This is a genomic window from Sphingobacterium sp. CZ-UAM (genome assembly GCF_002000245.1).
GTDB lineage: Bacteria > Bacteroidota > Bacteroidia > Sphingobacteriales > Sphingobacteriaceae > Sphingobacterium.
The window spans coordinates 2,197,881-2,219,860 of sequence record NZ_MTCM01000001.1 but is presented as its reverse complement, the minus strand read 5'-3'; the positions used below and the strand labels follow the sequence as shown (position 1 = coordinate 2,219,860).

Genomic DNA, 21,980 nt, shown 5'->3' with positions numbered 1-21,980 from the left:
TGTTTTTATACTTAAAGTAGACGTCATCAGCTTATTAGGGCAGTTCAAGGCAGACATCATTGCCATATATTCAGCTAAGTTATAAAAAGCGTATGATAATTGCAAGCCAGCCAAGAATCATCAGTAAACCTCCCAAAGGAGTAATAGGGCCAAGAAATTTTAGATTTTTTTTCCAATGTTCCGCAAAAGAAAGAAAATAAATGCTTCCAGAAAACAATAAGGTGCCCAAAGCAATTAGATAATAGGCTGCTCTTTCAGATTGATGGTCAAAGGGTAGATTTAGCCCAAGAACCAATAAGGTGATCGCCGCATACATTTGATAGCGAACACCAACTTCAAAAGAGTCCAGCTTCTCAGCCGATAATATTTTTTTAAATGCGTGCGCCCCAAATGCACCAAGTATAATGGCTAATGAACCAAAAACGGCTGCAGTAATGATTACAATATTATTCATAAATAGAACTTACTTAATAACTGATTTCGTCATATCAATGTGTAGAATTCCATAATCTGGATAGGGTTCAGAGTTTTGTTTAAATCCAAATTTCTCGTAGAAAGACTTTAAGTGAAATTGCGCGCCGATCTGAATATCCTGCGGACCAAAAGCTTCCAACGTTGCTGCGATAGATTTGTGCATCAGTAATTGACTAAGACCTGTTCCACGGGCTTCTCTCGCAACAATGACACGGCCGATGGAGGGTTGTGGGTAAGAAATTCCTGCTGGAACTAAACGGGTATAAGCGACAATATCCCCATCCTGTTCTGCCCAAAGATGTAAGCAGTTGTAATCTTTGTCATCCAGCTCAGGATAAAGACATTCTTGTTCCAATACAAAAACCTCCAGACGTAATTTTAAAATACGGTACAGTTCACGATTCGTAAGTTCTTCAAAATTCTTGAGTTTCCAATTATATTCCATGACGGCTGATAAAGAGAAAAAATGATTTATCAACCCTATATAAGAGCAATTAGGGTTGATAAATCAATGTTATGAAAAGGGAGAATTAAGCCAAAAGGCTTTTTACCACTTCAGAGATCGTTTTCCCGTCTGCCTGTCCGGCTAATTTTTGATTGGCAGCACCCATTACTTTTCCCATATCTTTAATGGAAGAAGCGCCGGTTTCAGCAATGATCGCTTTGATAATGGCTTCCACTTCCTCTTTACTCAATTGCTTTGGAAGGTAAGCTTCGATTACCTTTTCCTCTTCTACCTCAATTTGATAAAGATCTTCACGGTTTTGATTTTTATAGATTTCAGCAGATTCGCGACGTTGTTTTACCAGTTTTTGTAAAACTTTGATTTCAGCTTCTTGATTCAATTCTTCTGCATGGCCTTTCTCCGTTTTAGCAAGGAGAATAGCCGCTTTAATGGCACGTAATCCACGCAATGTTGCCGTATCTTTTGCAATCATTGCCGCTTTAATGTCTTGATTTATTTGCGTTTCTAATGACATGATATTTAAATTATTTTCGATTGACAATCGTGCCTGAAGCCTGTGCTGTTGGCATTATTAATAGATCGTTGATATTAACATGGGCTGGTCTGGTGATGACGAAAAGTATGGTTTCGGCAATGTCAGTTCCGGTCAGGGGCTGTACACCAGCATATACACTTTTAGCTCTTTCTTTATCTCCGTGGAAGCGAACTTCAGAGAATTCCGTTTCAACCATCCCCGGATCGATTGAAGTTACTTTTATACCTTTGGAAAGCAGGTCGATACGCATTGCTTTTGTAAGCGCATCTACCGCATGTTTGCTCGCGCAGTATACATTGCCATTTGGATAAACTTCTTTGCCTGCAATGGAGCCTAAATTGACAATATGTGCACCATTGGCAGTATCTAGTAACGGAATAACGGCTTTGCTGACATAAAGTAGCCCTTTTACATTGGTGTCGATCATTCTATCCCAGTCTCCAATATCACCATCCTGAATCGGATCCAAACCTTGACTAAGACCAGCGTTATTGATCAATACATGGATTGTTTTCCACTCTTCGGGTAAACCATTGATTTGGTTTTGAACCTGTTCTGAATCTCTTACATCCAATTCAAAGGTATGAATTTTGATGTGTGGATAGATTGAATTTAATTTGTCCTTCAATATATCCAGCCGATTTAGTCTACGCGCACAAAGCAAAAGATTGTAACCTTCCTTCGCCAACACTTCAGCACAGGCTTGACCAATACCTGAACTTGCTCCTGTGATGAAAACTGTCTTTGTCATATTTTTTAACGTGTTGAAATAGTAAATTTCATTGCTGACTGCGATTTCATCTGTTGATGGAACGCAGCCCAAAAGTCCTTGATAGACCTATTTGGTCGCAATATAAATCGTGCAGATACCAAATGTTTGTGGTCTCACAATCGTTTGGTCGAAGCCAGCTCTTTTATTTATTGCGACAAATTTCTGTCCATCGGGAAACTGAGCAACAGATTCCGGTAAATATTCGTAAGCACTGGCATCTTTTGAGAAGAATTTTCCAATGGTCGGAGTTACATATTTGAAATAAAAATTGTAGAGCTGCTTTATCGGAAATTTCTTGGGATTCGAAAATTCCAAAATAACAGCCTTACCGCCAGGTTTCAATACACGGTAAATGTCGGATAATCCTTTTTCCAGATTTTCAAAGTTACGAACACCAAATGCGACCGTAACAGCGTCAAAGGTATTGTCTTCAAATTGAAGCCTTTCCGAATCGCCTAATTGTACTTCAAATTGGTTTTCCAGTCCTTTGTTTGCGATTTTCTTTTTAGCCACATCAAGCATGCCTTGAGAGATATCGACTCCAATTATTTTTTTTGGGTTCAATATCTTGATAGATTCCAGTGCAAAATCACCTGTCCCGGTAGCCACATCTAACATGAGCTGAGGCTTAATGGACTTTAGGGCATTAATGGCTTTCTTTCGCCATATAATATCAATCCCCAGGGACATGAAGTGGTTTAAGAAATCATAGGAATGGGAAATATTGTTGAACATATCCGCTACCTGTTTTTTCTTGCCATCATTGGCATCTTTATAGGGCTTTAATGTTGAAGAATCGTGCGTCATTTTACAAATATACGATATAAGTATATTTTTAACGCTTAAAATAGGATTTGTTTTTTGATTTAAAGCTGAAGTCTATTTCTCTTCAACAAAGCCATGTTGGAGCTGTGTGATGTTAGAATTAAATGCAATCATTTTGAATTTCGATGATTTTGGTTATTCACAATGGCCTAAGTTATCCACACTTTTTAATGCATTGATTTTAAGTGCTTGTTTTTTATTTTCAACATGTTTTCCACAAAGTGTGTTGAAAAGTGTTACTGTAAAACTGTGTCCTTCAAAGCGTTTTGACAGTTGTTGCCTGAGGGACTAATTATGCTGTTTGTAATTCAACGTCTCTGTGAATTTTATTTTTTATACATTTGTTATCCCGTCTTAAATTTAAGAGCTGGGAAGCTATATTTCTGATATAATATCATGATGAACGAGAGCAATTTTGAAGCGAATAATACGGATAATAACAAAAGAGGTAGTTATGGTGAGCGCCGGACCAAATTAAACAACATGGTAAGCGGCTTGGGTAAGCTACCGCCCCAGGCAGTAGATCTTGAGGAGGCTGTTTTGGGGGCATTGATGCTTGAAAAAAATGCGCTAAGTGAGATTATTGATATTTTAAAGCCGGAGTCTTTTTATAAAGAATCACATCAGAAAATTTTCGAAGCTATATTCGGCTTATTTCAAAAAACCTCGCCGATCGATATTTTGACAGTTACCTCCGAGTTGCGTAAAATGGGTGCGCTCGAAATGGTAGGGGGGGCTTATTATATTACACAGCTTACAGATCGGGTTGTTTCTGCTGCCAATATCGAGTATCACGCGCGTATTATTTCGCAAAAATATATTCAAAGGGAGCTGATCAAAGTTTCTACTGAAATTATCAATAGCTCTTATGATGAGACATCGGATATTTTCGATCTATTGGACCATGCCGAAAAGAGTTTGTTTGATATCGCACAAAATAACTTGCGAAGAGATTCCCGTAAAATGGATGATATTATGCGTGAGGCCATCTCGAACCTGGAGATGTTGCGCGACCGTACAGATGGTCTTACCGGTGTGCCCTCAGGGTTAACCGCGCTAGACCGTATGACTTCTGGTTGGCAGCCCTCTGACTTAGTGATAATCGCCGCTCGTCCAGCGATGGGTAAAACGGCGTTTGTATTGTCTGTCGCGCGAAATGCAGCCGTAGAACACGGTAAAGCTGTTGCTGTGTTCTCGCTGGAAATGTCCTCTGTTCAGCTGGTTAATCGTCTGATTGCGGGTGAAACCGAAATTGAACAAGAAAAATTGAAAAAAGGAAATCTTGCCGATCACGAATGGCAGCAATTGCATTCACGTATCGGCCGATTGACAGATGCTCCGATTATTATCGATGATACACCGGCACTGAACGTCTTTGAATTTAGAGCAAAATGCCGTCGTCTGAAAGCCCAGTACGATATCCAAATGGTGATCGTCGATTATCTGCAGCTGATGCATGGTAAAGCGGAAGGTAAAGGCGGTGGTAATCGTGAGCAAGAGATCGGTAGTATTTCCCGCGCTTTGAAATCTGTTGCAAAAGAGTTAAATATTCCAGTTTTAGCCCTATCTCAATTGAGTCGTGCGGTGGAATCCAGACCTGGAAATAGTAAGCGACCGATGCTATCGGATTTGCGTGAATCTGGATCTATTGAGCAGGACGCCGATATGGTACTTTTCCTATATAGACCAGAGTACTATGGTTTGACCGAAGATGAAGAGGGACGCCCGACAGCCGGTGTTGGTGAAGTTATTATTGCCAAGCACCGTAATGGTGAAACAGGGATTGTGCCGCTTCGATTTGTTGGTAAATTCGTTAAATTCGTCGATCTTGAAGATGAGTTTTCCGGAATGGGAGGTGCAGATGGCTTTGGAGATGCTCCAACTACATTTTCTGCATCGGCATTGAATCCGTCGCCAAACTTTGGGGATGACTTCGGTGGAGCAGGCTTTAGTGGGGGCATTACGATGCCTTCCCGTATGAATGATATGCCTGACGACGCGCCTTTTTAATCTGTAATTTTACATCAATATTCATAATAAAAACGCCGAAATATACTATTTCGGCGTTTTTATTGATCAAAGGTTACTCTTTCTTTGTTGTAGTCTTTGATGGATAGTTGTATGCTTTCGCTTTAGGCAGCTAGAATTTGTAAGTCACCCCAGCTCCGACGATCTGTCTGATCTGTAAAGCGGAGTTTCTTTTCCCAATTTCTTTTCCTTCTTTAATAATCGGAATGGCTGTATTGTCATCATAGATCATCTGTACACCTGCATTTACAGTGATGAATTTATTGACCTTCATAAAGAGGTTTGCGGTGTAATCAATATCAACATTCTGTGGCTTATCCAAGTAATTTGAATAGAGTTTCAAGATATTTTCAAAGGAAACATTTTCCATAAGGTTTACTTTGTAATAAGCATCAAAAGAGGCGCCAAATTCTGTCCTTACCTTCTTGCCAGGATCAAGTCCATATCGCGTAGAAAGGAGTGTGTCATTAACGAAAACAAATCTTACCGCCGCCGGAGACAAATTAAATCGCAGATTGTCAGATTTCTTATAGGCAAAACCCGGCCCAAAGCTCAAATATGCTGGCGCTAGAAATCGTGAAATACGCTCTTTGGGAGTTTTGGTATAATCAAATCCATCGGCAAATTGCGTGTTAAAGTTCAAGAAAAAGGTATACATCCAATATGCTGAGGCTTTATGTCCAAGTAAGCTGTTCAATACCAATCTGTCATCGTTCTTGCGCCAGTCAGATTCCTTTTGGAAAGTTAAACCATAGGCTGCTAATACTTTGTTGTCCCAGGACCATTTGTCTTTCTTATAATTGAAATCATAATTTAAGGTTAGATTTCCTGAAAATGAATTGACACCCCCTGCAGCCCAATTGGAGAAAGAACTTTGGTTGATCAAAAAAGTGTTTTCACCTTTGATTGTCCATGTTTTGGCGGTATCTGTGGGGACTTCTTGGCTGAAACTTCGAAAGCTAATTAAACTTAAGGCAATAAGAAAGATCGATTTAATTTTTTTCATATTAAATTTGGTTTTTGTGCATATTTTGCGAAAATAAATGTTCTATTACTAAACGAATAATATTGTTTATTGTTTTGTGGCTTTTTGTTTACGTATATTTTAAATAAAATCGGAACTTTGAGAACTTGATAAATACTATGAAAATAACGTTACTTTGTATTGGAAAAACTGATGATAAATATTTGATCGAAGGGATCGATAAATACATCAAAAGACTCAAGTTCTATGTTAATTTTAATATTGTTGTGATACCTGATATTAAAAATAGCAAAAGTCTTTCTGAGGAGCAACAGAAAGATAAAGAGGCCGGGTTGATTTTAAAACAATTGCAGCCACAGGATATGGTAATTCTCTTGGATGAGTTCGGTAAAGAGTTTCGCTCCTTGGATTTTTCTGCTTATTTGGAGAAAATGATGATCAATAGTGTGCAACATATGGTGTTTATTATTGGAGGGCCTTACGGATTTGACCAAAAGATCTATGACCGTGCCAGTTCCAAAATGTCCTTGTCAAAGATGACATTTTCACATCAGATGATCCGTTTATTCTTTACTGAACAACTTTACCGGGCGTTTTCAATTATGAAGGGTGAACCTTATCATCATGAATAATATGGAAAAAAGTCCGTAACTTCATCATGAATAAAAACAGACTTATGAATTTGCCGAACAAACGTGATTATCACTATAAAAGTGACGAAGGAGAGAAAAATAGCCAATTGAACAAATACATCATGATAGCCTGTATCGTTATTGTGATTTTATTGGCAATTTATTTTGCATAATTTGATATCCTCTAATTACGGATTAAGTAAAAGAATAAATCTCTTACTTGGTATCCGTATGGAGGATATCAGCAGATGATTTTAGTAAATTTAATTGAAATTGTTGGAAGAGAACGCTTAATTTTTTGGAGAAGGTTGGGAGGTTTTGCGCGTTCTTTTGGGTTCGGTGTTGTTGATAAATCCCCAGTTGGTCATATAGAATGATAGGGGGGTAATTTCTAATAATTTTTTCATTTTTTCTTTTTTTACCATATAATAATTTATTGTTTCGACAACATATCTTCAATAATCAAGCCAAACTTTAGATCATGTCAAATTGCCTTTGATAAATTACTCTTTTGAGATTTAGCGCTGGAGAAATAAAATAGGAGCAGTGGGCCAGAACATCTTCATCGCCTCGTATTCAGCGAGCGGAATTAATTGCAGTATAAGGTTCCTAATCTGAATGCGAGCATGTGAAATTCAAATGTTTGAAATAAATAGCTTGGGTATATCAATACAGCTAAAGAAAAACGGGGCGTATCCTTTGGAACGCCTCAGTGCAGTATCATACTTATTTTTTATCTATTTTATAGAGTCTACCAAGATCGGTAATGGCATATAATGCGCCATCAGACCCCTGTGTAATATCCCTGAATCGCTGACCTTCATTGCCCAATAGTCTTTCTTCACCAACAACCTTGTTATCTTTCAAAATAATTCTGGCAATATGGGTGCTACTTAATCCGCATATAAAGAGGTTGTTTTTCCATTCAGGTATGTTTTGTCCAGTATAAAATGTGATCCCACTAGGAGAAAGTACCGGGTCCCAGTAATAGACTGGTTGCTCAAGTCCCTCTTTTTGCTGTATACCAGCACCGACTTTATCACCTTTGTATTCGATTCCGTAGGTTATGGTTGGCCAACCATAATTGTTACCAGCTTGAATCCGATTGAGTTCGTCTCCACCACGAGGGCCAAATTCAGTCTCCCATAAATCCCCGGTTTCAGGATGGAAAGCAAGCCCTTGCGGATTGCGATGTCCATAACTGTAAATCTCTGGTCGTGCATTGGCTTTTCCGACAAACGGATTACCAGATGCAGGCTGCCCCTCTTTTGTAATGCGCAAAATCTTCCCTAGCGCAGCATTTAAATCCTGAGCCAAAGGCCTTGTCTCTAAATCGGAACGCTCTCCCGTACTGAAGACAATATTTCCTTCTTTATCAAAAACAATACGTCCGCCATAATGCAGATTGCCTTTATGAGCCGGTGTAGCTTGATAAATGACCTTGGCGTCTTCGATTGATTTATCATCGGCTGAAAGTTTACCTTTTGCAACAGCCGTTAATGTCCCTGCGGGTGTATTGTCCGCAAACACCCAATATACCATACGATTTGAACCAAAATTCGGGTCGAGCCGTAGACCGAGCAATCCACCTTGGCCGCTGGCATTGACAGCGGGTATACCTTTTATCGGTTCGCTTAATTTACCATCGGCAGCCACCATACGCATGTCACCTTCTTTCTCCGTAATCAGTAATCTGCCATCCGGTAGCGCTACAATCCCCCAAGGAGATTTTAATCCTTCAGCGATAACCTTGCCCTCAAAGGCTGTCTTTGTTTTAGCGCCTGCAATTCGAGTCTGTCCGGCAAAAGCAGGTTTGTAATCCGAGTTCGCTTTTTGTGTCTCTACTGGAGGGTAGCTTGTGGTATCCGTAGAGTTAGCTGTGCTATCTGATCCGGCACTTGAGTTCGCATGATTGGAGTTGCAGGCAGTCAAGCCTATCGCTATTGTTAAGAGGCTTATTGTCAGTTTATTCTTCATTATTAATGACTTGTTTTTTTTGGTCTGATTATTAGCTTGAAGATATTAAAAATTAATTGAAATGAGGTTTGATATAATGTAATAAATTTATCGACATCCTGCCACAAACCCACAGTGGGGACGATGGGATACAATTCCATCTTTTTTTGGGGGGTATTTTTAAGGAGAACTAGAGCGTGTTCAGACAGTGATTTAATATCTGTTGTAATTCATTGTCCTTATTGACAAAATAATCGCTTACCTCTAATATTGCATCTGTGCTTAAATTATAGACACATACAGGAATATAATTTGGCTGAGCGGATGTTTCAAAGGTCTTAAAATAGTCCGCACTTTCCTGGAAAGTTGAAAACTCTTTTGACTCACAATGCCGTGTTTCTTGATTGTATGCTATCGTTACAAAATTCTTTTTCATTCTACACTCCTTTACCTGATAACGAAAGGTAAAGCATAAAAGTTTTAAGAATTCGCAGCTTTTTATTTTTAAACACTGATATGACTGGCATCTACATGTTTCCCAAAGAATATTTTTGCTTTGGTTTCAAAATCCCTGGGATCATCTGTGGTATAGAAGGCCAATTGGCCATTTTTTGAACAGCATGCTTCTATTTCTGCATGACGGCTAAGATAGTTTTGCAGACTCTGCGCAACAATAGGCCCTTGCGAGATAATATTGACATTTTTCGGGACATATTTTTCGATGACCGGTAATAGTAAAGGGTAATGTGTGCAGGCTAATACGATAGTATCAATCTGGTCAGATTTCTGTAGCAGCTCATGAAGGTCTTTTTGGACAAAATAATGTGCCCCCTCCGTATTGATCTCATTATTTTCGACGAGCGGAACCCAAAAAGGACAGTCGTGTTGAAAAACTTCAATTTCAGGATTAAATTTATGTATCTCAATCTTATACGATTCAGATTTTACGGTTCCGGTTGTTGCCAGAATACCTATTTTATTTGTTTTCGTGTAATTATGGATAATCTCAGTCGTAGGCCTGATGACTCCAAGTACTTTTTTCCCCGGCGGAAGATCGTTTTGCTGAATTGTTCTTAACGCCTTTGCAGAGGCGGTGTTACAGGCTAGGATAACGAGATTACAGCCTAGGTCAAATAGTTTAAATACGCACTGCTTGGTGTAATTATATACGGTTTCAAATGAGCGTGTACCATAGGGAACGCGTGCATTGTCCCCCAAATAAATATAATCATATTGGGGTAGGAGTTGCTGAATTTCTTTAAATACAGAAAGGCCACCATAGCCTGAATCAAAAATTCCAATGGGACCAGAAGTTAGAGTATTATCCATAACGCAATGCTATAAGTAACATCCACCTATAACATTGCGTTATCAGCTTCAGTTTTATTGAAGCAAAGATGGTTTCTCTTTGTATAATTTCCAAATTAATTCGCCAAATAATGTATTGGTCCAGGCAAACCAATGTCTTGTGAATTTTTTTGGATCGTTTTTATGGAACGATTCATGCATAAATCCCGTTCCACCGTGTGTACTCACCAACGTTTTGATGCAGTTGCGGATTTCTTCATCGTTTGTTGAGGTCTGTGCACGCATAATAATGGACATTGGCCAAATCATATCACGACCGATATGTGGGCCGCCGATCCCTTCAGCTGCGGTACCTTTAAAAAAGAATGGATTCTTATCCGACAATACAAAATTACGGGTACGTTGATATACCTCGTCATTGATGTCCACCGCTCCTAAGTAAGGCAGTGCTAATAAACTGGGTATATTAGCGTCATCCATCATCAGGTGACTTGAATAACCATCTACTTCAAAAGCATATATCCTGCCTAAAGTCGGATGATCGATGATGCCGTATTTATTTACAGCAGCTTCAACTTCATTTGCGAGGGATTCCATTTTCGCTGAAAGCGTTTGTTCGTTTTTGACCTTTTTAAGAATTTCAGCAGCTTGTCTCAAGCTGACAATCGCAAATAGGTTGGAGGGAATTAGGAACGAAAAGATCGTTGAGTCGTCCGAAGGTCTAAAGCTTGAGCAGATCAAGCCTACCGGATTTACAGGATAGCCATAACCGTCTACTTGTAGTGTGTCGGAGCCTCTAGATGTTGTCCGCTCAAATTTATAAGGACCTAAATTATCTTTACGTTGCTGTTCAACAAAAGTTTGGTAGATCTTGTGTTGTGCTTCTAACCACTCTTCATTGAAGGGGCTGCTATCATTTGTTTCCTTCCAGTAGTGATAAGCTAATCGGATTGGGTAACATAGTGAGTCGATTTCCCATTTTCGTTCATGAATTCCAGGTTTCATGCTGGTATGATCGCTGAACCATTCCCCTTTTTTTGTTGGATCATTATAAAATGCATTGGCATAAGGGTCAATGTTGATGCATTTACTTTGCTTCTGTATCAATCCTACAATGAGGTTCTGTAGTTTTTTATCTCTTTTCATGAAAGGAAGATAGGGCCATACCTGTGCACTACTATCACGTAACCACATGGCATCGATATCTCCCGTAATAACGTAGGTATAGTTTCTGCCATTTTCAACATAAGGAAACACGGTTGTATCCAACGTATTTGGAAAGCAATTGTTAAATAACCAGGCCAGTTCTCTGTTTTTGACATTTTTTTGAAACTCTATAATGGCATCTTCAATTACTTTACTTGAAAAAAGTCGTTTTTCTTTCGCTGTACGTACAGTAGGAAAAGAATGTTCCTGAGCAAATGAAAATTTGCTTGCAAATGCACCTGCTGTCAATAAGGTTGCGTTTTGGATAAATGTTCTGCGTTTCATGCTTATTAGGGATGATTTTTTGTTATACAAGGTTATTTACAAAGATGCAAGATATAAATATTTTTGAATATAACGAACAGCAAATACGTTTTAGCATCATAAAATTGACTACAGATGTTAATAAAGTCATTTTTATTCGGTTAATTTGCAGTTAGGAATGCATTTTGCTAGAAGAAATAATCTTTGAAATAATTTTATGGGGCTTAATATATCAAAAAAAAATAATTTACTTCGAATTGTGCTGGCAGGCATCGGGGTAGGTGTCTCGTTTGCAGGTTTTGGACAAATTAAAAGTCAGCCTTATTCGTATCACTTTTATCAGAAAATGAACGATGTCGTTTATTCTACTGAAACGAGAATGCATACATCAGCCAAACCCTTTGTCATTAAGGATTCTCTGTTATTGGCCAAATTTGACTCGATTCAATCCAATAAACCAGTTTCCTCATCAAATTGGTTTATGCGTAAGATCTTTAATGAGCATTTGGTTCAAGTGGAGAAAGATGATTATACATTCTATGCGGATTTTTTGCCGGATATGTATATAGGTAAAGACATGCAAGGAGATAAACGTCGTACATGGATGAATGGCAGAGGATTTCAGGTGGGATTGAATGTAGGCAATAAATTTACGTTTAATTCTTCGGCTTTTGAGAGCCAAGCTGTTTTTCCCAAGTATCTTGACGATTATATTGTCGCTAATAAAGTAATTCCTGGTCAGGGAAATACCAAATTTCAGTCTAAAAATAAAATGGACTGGATGTATGCGACTGCAAGTATGACTTATGATGCGCACAAGTATATTCAAGCCACCTTAGCTTACGATAAAAACTTTATTGGGGACGGGTACCGCTCGATGCTGCTTTCTGACTTTTCATCCAATTATGCCCATCTGAAGCTGACCGGTACAATCGGCAATGTGCAGTATACCTCCATCTGGGCCTATATGAATGATCCGACACATCCGAGACAAGATATGACCGGTATCTATCCGATGGAAGGACAAGTAAATAAACGTTTGGGTGACGGTAAGAAATGGGGGGCATTCCAATATTTGGATTGGAATGTGACCAATAAATTATCTGTGGGATTTTTCCAGTCTGTTGTTTGGGCAGCACAGGATGACGCTGGAAAGAGAGGTTTTGACTTTAGTTACATAAGCCCGATTATTTTCATACGTCCTGTTGAAAGTAACAGTCGATCTTCACCGGATAAAATGTTCCTAGGAGCCACTTCAAAATATAAATTACCTTATAACCTGACTGTATATGGTCAGTTTTTATTAGGCGAATTTACGGCCAAGGAATTTTTTGCGGGTAATGGTTACGCCCATAACAAATGGGGGGCACAGTTAGGGGTAAGAGGTTATGATATGTTTGGCGTTAAAAACCTCAACTTCCTTGCGGAGTATAATACGGCTAGACCCTATACCTATGCGCACTTTAAATCTTATTCCAATTACAGTAACAATGCCGAGCCATTGGCACACCCGAAAGGAGCTAACTTTAGAGAGTTGGTCGGTCTCGTAAACTATGCCTGGGACAGATGGGACTTTTCATTACAGGGAATGTATACACAGAATGGATTGGATCTACCTGACGGAACTAATATGGGCGGAAATATCTTTCAATCGTATAACACCATTCCAAATATGTATGGAAACCATATCGCGCAAGGGATAAAAAATAATATCTATTATGCGGATGCGAAAGCAGCGTATGTCCTTAATCCTAAATACAATCTTCGTTTAGAATTGGGTTATATGCAGCGCTATGCGAAAGCACAGTATGATACTCCGGTCGTGAATAAATCAGGTGTGGTTACATTTGGACTTCGTTCAAGCTTTAGAGCAATCTATAATGATTTATAGGAAGTTTTTATATATTTGAAGCACATTACTGAGCTTATCTGAACATCATGATTAATCAGGCCGTACAAAGGAATGTATAATCATGATGTTTCTTGTTTAATGAACCAATTTATATCATTTACAAACTAACGGCAGCAATAGCGTATTGTCTAATAGAAAAATATAGAAAAAATCACTAAATACCGATGAAAAAAATCCTTGTATTAAATGGCCCGAACTTAAATCTTTTAGGGGTTAGAGAAAAGTCAATCTATGGAAGTCAGGATTTTCTGAGTTATTTCGAGGAGCTGAAAAAAAGCTTTTCAGCAGTTCAGTTGGAATATTTTCAGAGTAACTCCGAAGGAATATTAATTGATAAAATTCATGCGGTCGGCTTTGAATACGATGGAATTGTAATGAATGCTGGTGCATATACGCACACTTCCGCTGCAATTGGAGATGCGATTGCAGCTGTTCAGACGCCAGTCATTGAAGTCCATATCAGCAATGTTCATCAACGCGAGGAATTTAGACATCATTCTTTTCTGGCTAAAAATTGTAAGGGTGTGATATGTGGTTTTGGATTAGATAGTTATAGACTTGGTATCGAAGCGCTTTTAGTTTAAAAATACAACAGGTATTTGGATATGCTGGGAATTCGTCAAGTGGAGCAGGGGCGATGAAAGTGGGGAATAAATAAGACAATGAAATAAGCGGATTATGCGAAAGCAATAAGGAAGCTAATAATAGGTTATATAAAGCAAAAGAGCGGGAATTCCCGCTCTTTTGCTTTATATATATTGTCCTCAGATTTTATGCAATAAGATCTCTTATTGCGATTTCATCTGCTTTGATCTGCGCTTTCATTTCTTCAAGTGACCCAAAACGTTCATCATGTCGGATAAAATGAAGGAATTTGACACGGAGTGTCTTCCCATAGATGTCCTGGTCAAAATCAAATAGACTGATTTCAATGGCACGGTTCATTCCGTCGACGGTAGGTCTCGTGCCGATATATCCCATCCCTTTGGCAATAGAAATAGGCTTTTCTTCCTTATATTCGCCTGTAGTGATATTCTGGATATGATCGTAGATATAAACTTCAACCGCATATATCCCATAAGCAGGAATTAACTTATGCGGTTCATGCACTTGTAGATTGGCGGTAGGAAAACCGATTGTCCGGCCAATTTGATCTCCCCTGATGACTGTGCCCGTTAACTCAAACGGATAACCCAAGTATAGATTAGCTGTTTTGATATCGCCTTTAATAAGCGCTTCACGCACACGGGTAGAGGAGACAGCGATATCATTGATATCCTGTTCAGGAATTTCTTCTACACTATAGTCAAATATGGAAGCAAACTGTTCCAGATCGCCCAATGTGCCTTTACGATCTTTTCCGAAATGGTGGTCATATCCGATAACGATTTTCTTTGTACCCAATTTACCTACGAGCACATTGCTGATATATTCTTCAGGAGTTTGATTGGAAAAATCTCGGGAAAAGGGGATAATGATAAGATGGTCAATACCGACCTTACCCAGTTGACTTACTTTTTCCTCAATATCATTTATTAAACGTAAGCTATCATCATCTGGATTAATAATTAATCGCGGATGCGGGAAAAAAGTAAGTAATATGGTTTCACCGTTAATTTTTTGAGCAGCCTCCTTTAAGTGGACTAATATTTTCTGATGACCGATATGGACACCATCAAAAGTACCAATGGTAACTACTGCATTTTCAACGGGGGAGAAATCTTCTAAACTTCTGTAGATTTTCATTTATAGGATTTTTTGCAAAAATAAGATAAAGAATCAATAAACTGTACCGATGGGCTTATTTAATGATTTCCTTATGACGTTTTATTTCGGCGATAAGCTGTTCAAGATTCCAGGCGTTTTCAACATGATAATCACCACTTTTGGTACGTCTCAACGAACTCAAGTGGGATCCGCTATGCAATACTTTTCCAAAGTCGTACGCCAATGATCGGATATAAGTGCCCTTTGAACAAGAAATGCGAAAATACACATTCGGAAGTTCTATCTTCTCGATTTCGAAGCTGTTGATCCGCACCTGACGGGATTTTATTTCGACTTCTTCCCCGCGGCGGGCCTTCTCGTAGACGCGCTCACCATTTATTTTTATGGCCGAGTGCGCTGGCGGAAATTGCTGAATATCGCCTTCGAAAGTCTTTGCAGCATCAAAGATCATTTGTTCGGTAATATGATCGATCGGAAATGTCTCGTCTATTTCGGTTTCCAGGTCATAGGAGGGGGTGGTTCCGCCCAATGTAATTGTTCCTGTATATTCCTTGTCTTCGGCCTGATAAGCGTCGATCTTCTTTGTCAACTTACCTGTGCAGACGATCAGTAATCCCGTTGCTAAGGGGTCCAACGTACCTGCATGGCCAACTTTTAATTTCAATGGTTTCAGTGAGTTTCTGACTTTACCAACAACGTCGAAACTTGTCCATGTCAAAGGTTTATCAATCAACAACATTTCACCATCAGCAAAATTAAACCTTGCTGAGCTTTCACCAACCTCGTTATTTTCCATGAAAAAATTTTAGATAATTTGTAAACTGTGACCAGAAAGAAGTAGTGCCAAAATAATAATTCCAACAACTATTCTATACCATCCGAAAGCCTTAAAGCCATATTTTGTTAAAAACCCAATAAAAGATTTAATGGCAATAATTGCAACAACAAAACCAATTAAGTTACCAACGATAAGAAGATTTAGTTCCTCGCCTGTAAAGGAATTTCCTTCTTTGAAGAATTTTAGAAGTTTAACAGCCGATGCGCCAAACATCATCGGTAAAGCGAGAAAAAATGAAAATTCTGCAGCTGCTTTACGGGTTAATTTTTCAGCCATACCACCGATAATGGTACTTGCAGATCTGGAAGTACCCGGGATTAATGCAAGGCACTGATATACACCGATCATAAAGGCTTGCTTGTAGGAAACGTTGTCCGAATCTTCAACAATAGGCTTATTAAACCATTTGTCCACAAAGAGTAAAACAACGCCACCAATGACCAGCATGATGGCAACCATTAGCGGGCTTTCCAGAAGTGAATCGATGTAATCGTTAAAAAGTAAACCCAGCACCGATGCCGGAATAGCCGCAATCACCAGCTTATAATAAAATGAAAGCGATTTAAAGAAACGCTTATAATATAAAACAAGAACAGATAATATTGTTCCCAGTTGAATGACAATCGTAAATAACTTAACAAAGGCTGAGGGTTGGATACCCATCAACGCCGTTGCTATAATCATATGACCTGTGGAGGAGACAGGCAAAAACTCCGTTAATCCTTCGATAATAGCAAGGATTATAGCTTCAATAATAGACATTTGTTTTTAATAAAGTTATTCTTCAGTTTTCGTTGTTTTGGGACGATATAAAATCGCTACAAAGCCTAAGGCAAAGCCTAGAACAACGACAATAGGTGCTAAGGTAATTTTGGTAAAGCTATAAATATCACTCTCTCCGGACATCAATGCGAAGCCGATAACCACAATAACCAAACTAGCTATGAAAAGCTGATAATTTATTTTGGAAAATACGAAGGAACCTTTATTTACAGATTCAGTTGTTTTCTTTATTTGAGCCATTTTTATCTATATAAATCGTTAGATTGAGCTTTTAAATATTTCGTTACAGCAAAGTAAGTGCTAAGGCCAGAGATTAAAATCCCGATGCAGATAACACCTAGGAAGATGACAGCAAACTCAAACCAGTTGCGTAAAAAGACCAATTCTGGTATCTGTTGTTGCGCTAATTTAAGGGTCAATATCAATAGTAGAATTGCAATCAGTGAACCTAATAAACCATGTATAATGCCGTAGGTGATAAAAGGTTTGCGAATAAAATTCTTGGTCGCGCCAATTAACTGCATGCTTTTAATTAAGAAACGCTGCGAATAAATGGCCAAACGTATTGTATTATTGATTAAGGCAACAGCAATGATCAATAAGATCACGGCAAATGCCAAAACGATCATCCCAATGATCCGCACGTTTTTATTGACCATATCAATCAGTGATTCCTGATAGACAACCTCTTTTATTTTGTTGTTTTTAGAGATTTTTTCGATGAATGTTTTGATGCTATCAGTATTGGCATAATTTTCCTTCATATAGACATCCAATGATGGTAATAAAGGATTGTGTCCAAGATACTGTACAAAATCTTCGCCTAGATCTTCTTTCAGGTTTTTCGCAGCAATTTCCTTGCTGATATACACCGAGCGAAGGACATAAGGGTCTTTTTCAAGATCTTTTTGCAAAGAAAGCACATCACCTTCACTGGTGCCATCATTTACAATGACATTCAGGACAATGTTTTCTTTAACGTACTTTGAAAGATTTTTAGCGTGCACCAATAGTAAGCCTAACATACCTGTTACCAATAGCACCAGCGCAATACTGATAACCGTGGATACATATACAGACTTTGTTTTTCTTTTTTGTGTGCTTAATTCGTATTCTGACATAATAAGCAAAAATTTATTTGCGAAAGTAACTAATTGAGCGGAAGATTTCGAATTTATCTTGTAATTACTTTGATAAAAATCAATTCGAATTTTGTTTTCTACCTATGTTTAAATAACTTTTCAATACTAGAATTTATTGTTCAAACTACAAAACTTTTATCACATTTCAGTATTAAAATCGTAATTTCGCAAGTCATAAAAATTCCTTACGAACAAAAATGGAGTATAATCACAAATCATTAGAGAAAAAGTGGCAAAAGTTTTGGGCGGATCATCAAACCTATAAAACATCAGATACGCACCAGAAGCCAAAATACTATGTGTTGGATATGTTTCCTTATCCATCTGGGGCGGGACTGCATGTTGGTCATCCACTGGGATACATTGCTTCGGATATCTTTTCACGATATAAACGACTAAAAGGCTTCAACGTTTTGCATCCAATGGGTTATGATTCCTTTGGACTTCCTGCGGAACAATACGCTATCCAAACGGGGCAACATCCTGCGGTTACAACCGAAGCAAATATCAGTCGCTACCGCGAACAGATGGACAACATTGGTTTCTCTTATGACTGGAGTAGAGAAGTCCGTACTTCTGAATCCGACTATTATAAATGGACGCAATGGATTTTTATGAAATTATTCGATTCCTGGTATAATAAAGAGACGGATAAAGCGGAGTCTATCGACACATTGATTGCGAAATTTTCTACAAGTGGTTCTACAGCAATTCAGGCTGTTTCTGACGAAGACGTGCTGGATTTTACTTCGGAAGAATGGAAAGCTTTTGATGAAGAAAAACAACAACGTGAGTTGTTAAAATATCGTATTGCGTATTTGCGCGAGAGCACGGTCAATTGGTGTGCCGCTTTGGGAACAGTATTGGCCAATGACGAAGTAATTAACGGCGTCTCGGAGCGTGGCGGCTATCCTGTGGAGCAAAAGAAGATGATGCAATGGTCCATGCGCATTACAGCTTATGCCGACCGGCTGTTGAAAGGTTTGGATACCATTGATTGGCCAGAGCCATTGGTTGAAATGCAACGTAACTGGATCGGTAAATCGGTTGGAGCTTCGGTTAAATTCCCTGTTCCGCAACTAGAAACCTCCATTGAGGTTTTTACAACACGTGTGGATACCATTTTTGGCGTTTCATTTATCGTTCTTGCACCTGAACATGAATTGGTGGCATCGTTGACTACCCCTGAGCAAAAAGCGGAAGTAGAGGCTTACATTGACAAGACGGCAAAAAAATCTGAACTAGATCGTATGGCCGATACCAAAACAGTATCGGGAGCCTTCACAGGGGCTTATGCTAAGCACCCTATTTCAGGCCGGGACGTACAGATATGGATTGCAGATTATGTTTTGGCGGGATATGGCACAGGAGCGGTTATGGCTGTACCTAGTGGCGATCAACGTGATTATGTTTTTGCTAAACATTTTAATTTAGAAATTATCCCGATTTCGGATACACAGCAGATTGAAGAAGAAGCTGATCCGAATAAAGATGGAAAATACATCAATTCTGATTTCATCAACGGTATGACCTATCAGGAGGCTGTGCCTGCGCTGATTGCCAAGCTGGAAGAATTGAAATTAGGTAAAGCAAAGATCAACTTCCGCATGCGCGATGCGATTTTTGGCCGTCAACGTTATTGGGGCGAACCTGTTCCAGTCTACTTTAAAAATGGTCTACCATACCTTATTAAGGAAGAAGAACTACCTCTATTATTACCTGAGGTTGATAAATACTTGCCGACAGAGTCTGGCGAGCCTCCTTTGGGACGTGCCAAAGACTGGAAATATGAGGATCAGTATGAATATGAGTTGAGTACAATGCCCGGTTGGGCAGGTTCTTCATGGTACTGGTTCAGATATATGGATCCAAAAAATGAGGGTAACTTTGCTTCAAAAGAAGCTGTTGACTACTGGAAAGCCGTTGATTTATACATTGGCGGTTCAGAACATGCTACAGGTCACTTGTTATATTCACGTTTTTGGAATAAGTTTTTAAAAGATCTCGGTTATCATAATGAGGAAGAGCCTTTCCGAAAATTGATCAACCAAGGTATGATTCAAGGGCGTTCGAATTTTGTCTACCGTGTACTTGATGAAGAAGGCAGAGGGACGAATCAATTTGTATCTTATGGATTGCGAAATGACTACAATACGATTCCGCTGCATGTGGACGTCAATATTGTATCGAATGACGTATTGGATCTGGAAAAATTCAAAAATTTCAGACCTGATTTTGCAAACGCGGAGTTTGTATTGGAAAATGGTAAATACATCTGTGGCAGTGAGGTGGAGAAAATGTCCAAATCAAAATTCAATGTCGTTAATCCGGATGATATTATTGAGACGTATGGCGCTGATACCTTACGTCTTTACGAAATGTTTTTGGGGCCGTTGGAGCAAGCCAAGCCTTGGAATACCAATGGTATAGAAGGGGTTTATAAGTTTCTAAAGAAAGTATGGCGCCTGTTTCACGATGCCGAAGGTAATTTTAATGTATCGGATGAAGAACCCTCAAAAGCGGAGTTCAAGGCTTTGCATAAGATTATCAAGAAAGTGGAGGATGATATTGAACGCTTTTCGTTTAATACTTCGGTTTCCGCTTTTATGATCTGTGTGAATGAATTGACCGATTTGAAATGCAATAAGCGCCAGATATTGGAGCAGCTTGTTATCGTTCTTCAATCGTATGCACCACATATTACAGAGGAGCTATGGAACTTATTAGGGCACGAGGCGGGTACGCTTTCCCAAGCAACTTATCCTACGTTCAAACCGGAATATCTGGTTGAGGCTGAATTTGCATATCCGGTTTCTTTCAATGGCAAAATGAAGTTTAATCTGTCACTAGCACTTGATTTGGATCAACAAACTGTTGAAGAGACGATCAGGGCACACGCAGATGTACAAAGACATCTTGACGGTAAGCCCATTAAGAAGATTATTTTTGTAAAAGGAAAAATAATCAATATTGTCGCTTAGTACATACAACTATTAAAGATAAAAGCCATTTTATCACCAGGATAAAATGGCTTTTTTATGCCAATACGTCCTGAAAAGCAATTGTTTTATCAAAAATTGATTTTGCGTAAGGACAGTTTGGGATAATCTTCGCTTCGTTTTTACGGGCATAATCCACCGCTTCAAGGACGAGTTTTTTGCCGACACTCATCCCTTTATATTCGTCGTAAACCTCCGTGTGGTCTATGGAGAATTCGTTTTCGTTCTGCCATGTATATTCGAGTATTCCGGCTTCGTTATTTTCCACTTCAGCAATGAAATTACCTCTGTCATCTCTTTCGATATTTTTTACTTCCATAGTGTTTTTTTCAAAATAACGTCCAAAAGATATTTTTGTTTTATGAAAACCTTCAATTTTTGTGGTGCTGCGGTATTATAGACGATAGGTCTGTCGCCCAGGGACCACGATTTCTTATAGTTTAGGCAGAGAGAGTTGCTGGGGCTAATGGGGATGTCATGGATTTCTTCTATTTTTTTCGTACCTTTGCAATTATCTCCTTAGAACACCTCGCATTTTTATCTTTTCAACAAAGCTCTAAAGGTCCGAAACCTCCTCGGGAACATTTTATTTTAATCCATATTGAATGAGCAAAAGCCAAATTACATTTAACAAAAAAGAACGAGAAAAAAAGAAATTACTCAAAAAACAACAAAAGATTGAGAAAAAAGAATTCAACAAAACCAACAACGACAAAGGAAAATCTTTGGAAGAATTGTTTGCTTATGTTGATGAGCATGGGAATATCTCAGATAGACCTGCAATCAAATTAAAAGAAGGGGAGAGCCCAAGTATGGCTTCCAATCATCAAGATGACTATTCCTTCGGAAAAGTTGTCCATTACAATACCGATTCCAATTATGGGTTCATCAGAGATAATGAGACGCAACAATCTATTTATTTCAATGATCGACTTGTTGGGCAAAAATTAAACCTGAATCAAAAAGTTAAGTTCAAGTTCAAGAGTGCAAAACAGGGTGCTCAGGTAACTGAAGTTTTGATTGAATATTAATAAACGAAAATTCCGCTTGTGTTAAAAGCGTTGAACGATAAAGCCCTCAAGCACTTCTAAGTAGCGAGAAACTAGATGGAAGCTAATCGAGGGCTT

23 protein-coding genes and 1 riboswitch are annotated in these 21,980 nt (G+C 38.7%); of the genes, 7 read left to right on the top strand and 16 right to left on the bottom strand.

What is annotated here, in order from left to right; translation table 11 throughout:
* Positions 1 to 10: 10 nt before the first annotated feature.
* Positions 11 to 73: riboswitch (Fluoride riboswitch) on the bottom strand.
* 6 nt (positions 74 to 79) lie between these two features.
* The 5 genes from BWD42_RS09470 to ubiE all read right to left on the bottom strand — a co-directional run bounded on the left by BWD42_RS09470 (position 80) and on the right by ubiE (position 3,054).
* Entirely contained in the window at positions 80 to 454 is a 375-nt protein-coding gene (locus BWD42_RS09470; protein WP_077435346.1) for a DUF423 domain-containing protein, read from the bottom strand.
* A gap of 9 nt (positions 455 to 463) precedes the next feature.
* Positions 464 to 919 (bottom strand): GNAT family N-acetyltransferase, encoded by a 456-nt coding sequence (locus BWD42_RS09465; RefSeq protein ID WP_077435344.1) that lies wholly within the window; start codon positions 917 to 919, stop codon positions 464 to 466.
* 85 nt (positions 920 to 1,004) lie between these two features.
* A complete protein-coding gene (locus BWD42_RS09460) occupies positions 1,005 to 1,454 on the bottom strand; it encodes a GatB/YqeY domain-containing protein (protein WP_077435342.1) in 450 nt (149 codons plus the stop codon).
* Between the two features lie 10 nt (positions 1,455 to 1,464).
* Positions 1,465 to 2,226, bottom strand: coding sequence for an SDR family oxidoreductase (locus tag BWD42_RS09455; protein ID WP_077435340.1), 762 nt, complete (start codon positions 2,224 to 2,226; stop codon positions 1,465 to 1,467).
* An 87-nt stretch (positions 2,227 to 2,313) separates the two neighbouring features.
* Positions 2,314 to 3,054 (bottom strand): bifunctional demethylmenaquinone methyltransferase/2-methoxy-6-polyprenyl-1,4-benzoquinol methylase UbiE, encoded by a 741-nt coding sequence (gene ubiE, locus BWD42_RS09450; protein WP_077435338.1) that lies wholly within the window; start codon positions 3,052 to 3,054, stop codon positions 2,314 to 2,316.
* A 414-nt stretch (positions 3,055 to 3,468) separates the two neighbouring features.
* On the opposite strand from ubiE, the gene dnaB reads away from it, so the two are divergent.
* Positions 3,469 to 5,082 carry a replicative DNA helicase gene (gene dnaB, locus BWD42_RS09445; RefSeq protein WP_077435336.1) on the top strand — a complete coding sequence of 538 codons (1,614 nt, stop codon included), beginning with the start codon at positions 3,469 to 3,471 and terminating at the stop codon, positions 5,080 to 5,082.
* Positions 5,083 to 5,212: 130 nt separating this feature from the next.
* Here the strand turns inward: dnaB and BWD42_RS09440 are convergent, their stop codons facing one another.
* Positions 5,213 to 6,106: a DUF3078 domain-containing protein gene (locus tag BWD42_RS09440; protein WP_077435334.1), complete on the bottom strand. Its 894-nt coding sequence runs from the start codon at positions 6,104 to 6,106 to the stop codon at positions 5,213 to 5,215.
* A gap of 137 nt (positions 6,107 to 6,243) precedes the next feature.
* Between BWD42_RS09440 and rlmH the strand changes: the two genes are divergently transcribed.
* Complete coding sequence (gene rlmH, locus BWD42_RS09435) at positions 6,244 to 6,717, top strand: 23S rRNA (pseudouridine(1915)-N(3))-methyltransferase RlmH (RefSeq protein ID WP_077435332.1); 474 nt, start codon at positions 6,244 to 6,246, stop codon at positions 6,715 to 6,717.
* A 44-nt stretch (positions 6,718 to 6,761) separates the two neighbouring features.
* Complete coding sequence (locus BWD42_RS25080; RefSeq protein WP_262507815.1) at positions 6,762 to 6,890, top strand: hypothetical protein; 129 nt, start codon at positions 6,762 to 6,764, stop codon at positions 6,888 to 6,890.
* A 553-nt stretch (positions 6,891 to 7,443) separates the two neighbouring features.
* On the opposite strand, the gene BWD42_RS09430 is transcribed toward BWD42_RS25080, so the two are convergent.
* The 4 genes from BWD42_RS09430 to BWD42_RS09415 all read right to left on the bottom strand — a co-directional run bounded on the left by BWD42_RS09430 (position 7,444) and on the right by BWD42_RS09415 (position 11,472).
* The gene (locus BWD42_RS09430; RefSeq protein WP_077435330.1) at positions 7,444 to 8,694 is read right to left on the bottom strand and encodes a PQQ-dependent sugar dehydrogenase; all 1,251 of its coding nucleotides are present in this window, start codon (positions 8,692 to 8,694) and stop codon (positions 7,444 to 7,446) included.
* Positions 8,695 to 8,863: 169 nt separating this feature from the next.
* On the bottom strand, positions 8,864 to 9,109 hold the full coding sequence (locus BWD42_RS09425) for a hypothetical protein (RefSeq protein WP_077435328.1): 246 nt from the start codon (positions 9,107 to 9,109) through the stop codon (positions 8,864 to 8,866).
* 68 nt (positions 9,110 to 9,177) lie between these two features.
* Positions 9,178 to 10,002, bottom strand: a complete 825-nt coding sequence (murI, locus tag BWD42_RS09420; RefSeq protein WP_077435326.1) for a glutamate racemase — start codon at positions 10,000 to 10,002, stop codon at positions 9,178 to 9,180.
* A gap of 54 nt (positions 10,003 to 10,056) precedes the next feature.
* On the bottom strand, positions 10,057 to 11,472 hold the full coding sequence (locus BWD42_RS09415) for a glycoside hydrolase family 125 protein (RefSeq protein WP_077435324.1): 1,416 nt from the start codon (positions 11,470 to 11,472) through the stop codon (positions 10,057 to 10,059).
* A gap of 196 nt (positions 11,473 to 11,668) precedes the next feature.
* Here BWD42_RS09415 and BWD42_RS09410 point away from each other — a divergent pair, with 196 nt between their 5' ends.
* Both BWD42_RS09410 and aroQ read left to right on the top strand, forming a co-directional pair.
* Entirely contained in the window at positions 11,669 to 13,342 is a 1,674-nt protein-coding gene (locus BWD42_RS09410; protein WP_077435322.1) for a gliding motility protein RemB, read from the top strand.
* Positions 13,343 to 13,527: 185 nt separating this feature from the next.
* Positions 13,528 to 13,947, top strand: coding sequence for a type II 3-dehydroquinate dehydratase (aroQ, locus tag BWD42_RS09405; RefSeq protein ID WP_077435320.1), 420 nt, complete (start codon positions 13,528 to 13,530; stop codon positions 13,945 to 13,947).
* A 187-nt stretch (positions 13,948 to 14,134) separates the two neighbouring features.
* On the opposite strand, the gene BWD42_RS09400 is transcribed toward aroQ, so the two are convergent.
* Genes BWD42_RS09400 through BWD42_RS09380 form a run of 5 tightly spaced genes read right to left on the bottom strand, consistent with a single transcriptional unit; the run spans position 14,135 to position 17,833 of the window.
* On the bottom strand, positions 14,135 to 15,109 hold the full coding sequence (locus BWD42_RS09400; protein WP_077435318.1) for a bifunctional riboflavin kinase/FAD synthetase: 975 nt from the start codon (positions 15,107 to 15,109) through the stop codon (positions 14,135 to 14,137).
* Positions 15,110 to 15,164: 55 nt separating this feature from the next.
* A complete protein-coding gene (truB, locus tag BWD42_RS09395; RefSeq protein WP_077435316.1) occupies positions 15,165 to 15,887 on the bottom strand; it encodes a tRNA pseudouridine(55) synthase TruB in 723 nt (240 codons plus the stop codon).
* Positions 15,888 to 15,896: 9 nt separating this feature from the next.
* Entirely contained in the window at positions 15,897 to 16,691 is a 795-nt protein-coding gene (locus BWD42_RS09390; protein WP_077435314.1) for an undecaprenyl-diphosphate phosphatase, read from the bottom strand.
* A 15-nt stretch (positions 16,692 to 16,706) separates the two neighbouring features.
* Positions 16,707 to 16,952 (bottom strand): DUF3098 domain-containing protein, encoded by a 246-nt coding sequence (locus BWD42_RS09385; RefSeq protein WP_077435312.1) that lies wholly within the window; start codon positions 16,950 to 16,952, stop codon positions 16,707 to 16,709.
* 2 nt (positions 16,953 to 16,954) lie between these two features.
* Positions 16,955 to 17,833 carry a cell division protein FtsX gene (locus BWD42_RS09380; protein WP_077435310.1) on the bottom strand — a complete coding sequence of 293 codons (879 nt, stop codon included), beginning with the start codon at positions 17,831 to 17,833 and terminating at the stop codon, positions 16,955 to 16,957.
* Positions 17,834 to 18,051: 218 nt separating this feature from the next.
* Here BWD42_RS09380 and leuS point away from each other — a divergent pair, with 218 nt between their 5' ends.
* The gene (gene leuS, locus BWD42_RS09375) at positions 18,052 to 20,835 is read left to right on the top strand and encodes a leucine--tRNA ligase (protein WP_077435308.1); all 2,784 of its coding nucleotides are present in this window, start codon (positions 18,052 to 18,054) and stop codon (positions 20,833 to 20,835) included.
* Positions 20,836 to 20,890: 55 nt separating this feature from the next.
* On the opposite strand, the gene BWD42_RS09370 is transcribed toward leuS, so the two are convergent.
* Positions 20,891 to 21,172: a GNAT family N-acetyltransferase gene (locus tag BWD42_RS09370; protein WP_077435306.1), complete on the bottom strand. Its 282-nt coding sequence runs from the start codon at positions 21,170 to 21,172 to the stop codon at positions 20,891 to 20,893.
* A gap of 286 nt (positions 21,173 to 21,458) precedes the next feature.
* Here BWD42_RS09370 and BWD42_RS09365 point away from each other — a divergent pair, with 286 nt between their 5' ends.
* Positions 21,459 to 21,884, top strand: coding sequence for a cold-shock protein (locus BWD42_RS09365; protein ID WP_077435304.1), 426 nt, complete (start codon positions 21,459 to 21,461; stop codon positions 21,882 to 21,884).
* Positions 21,885 to 21,980: the final 96 nt, after the last annotated feature.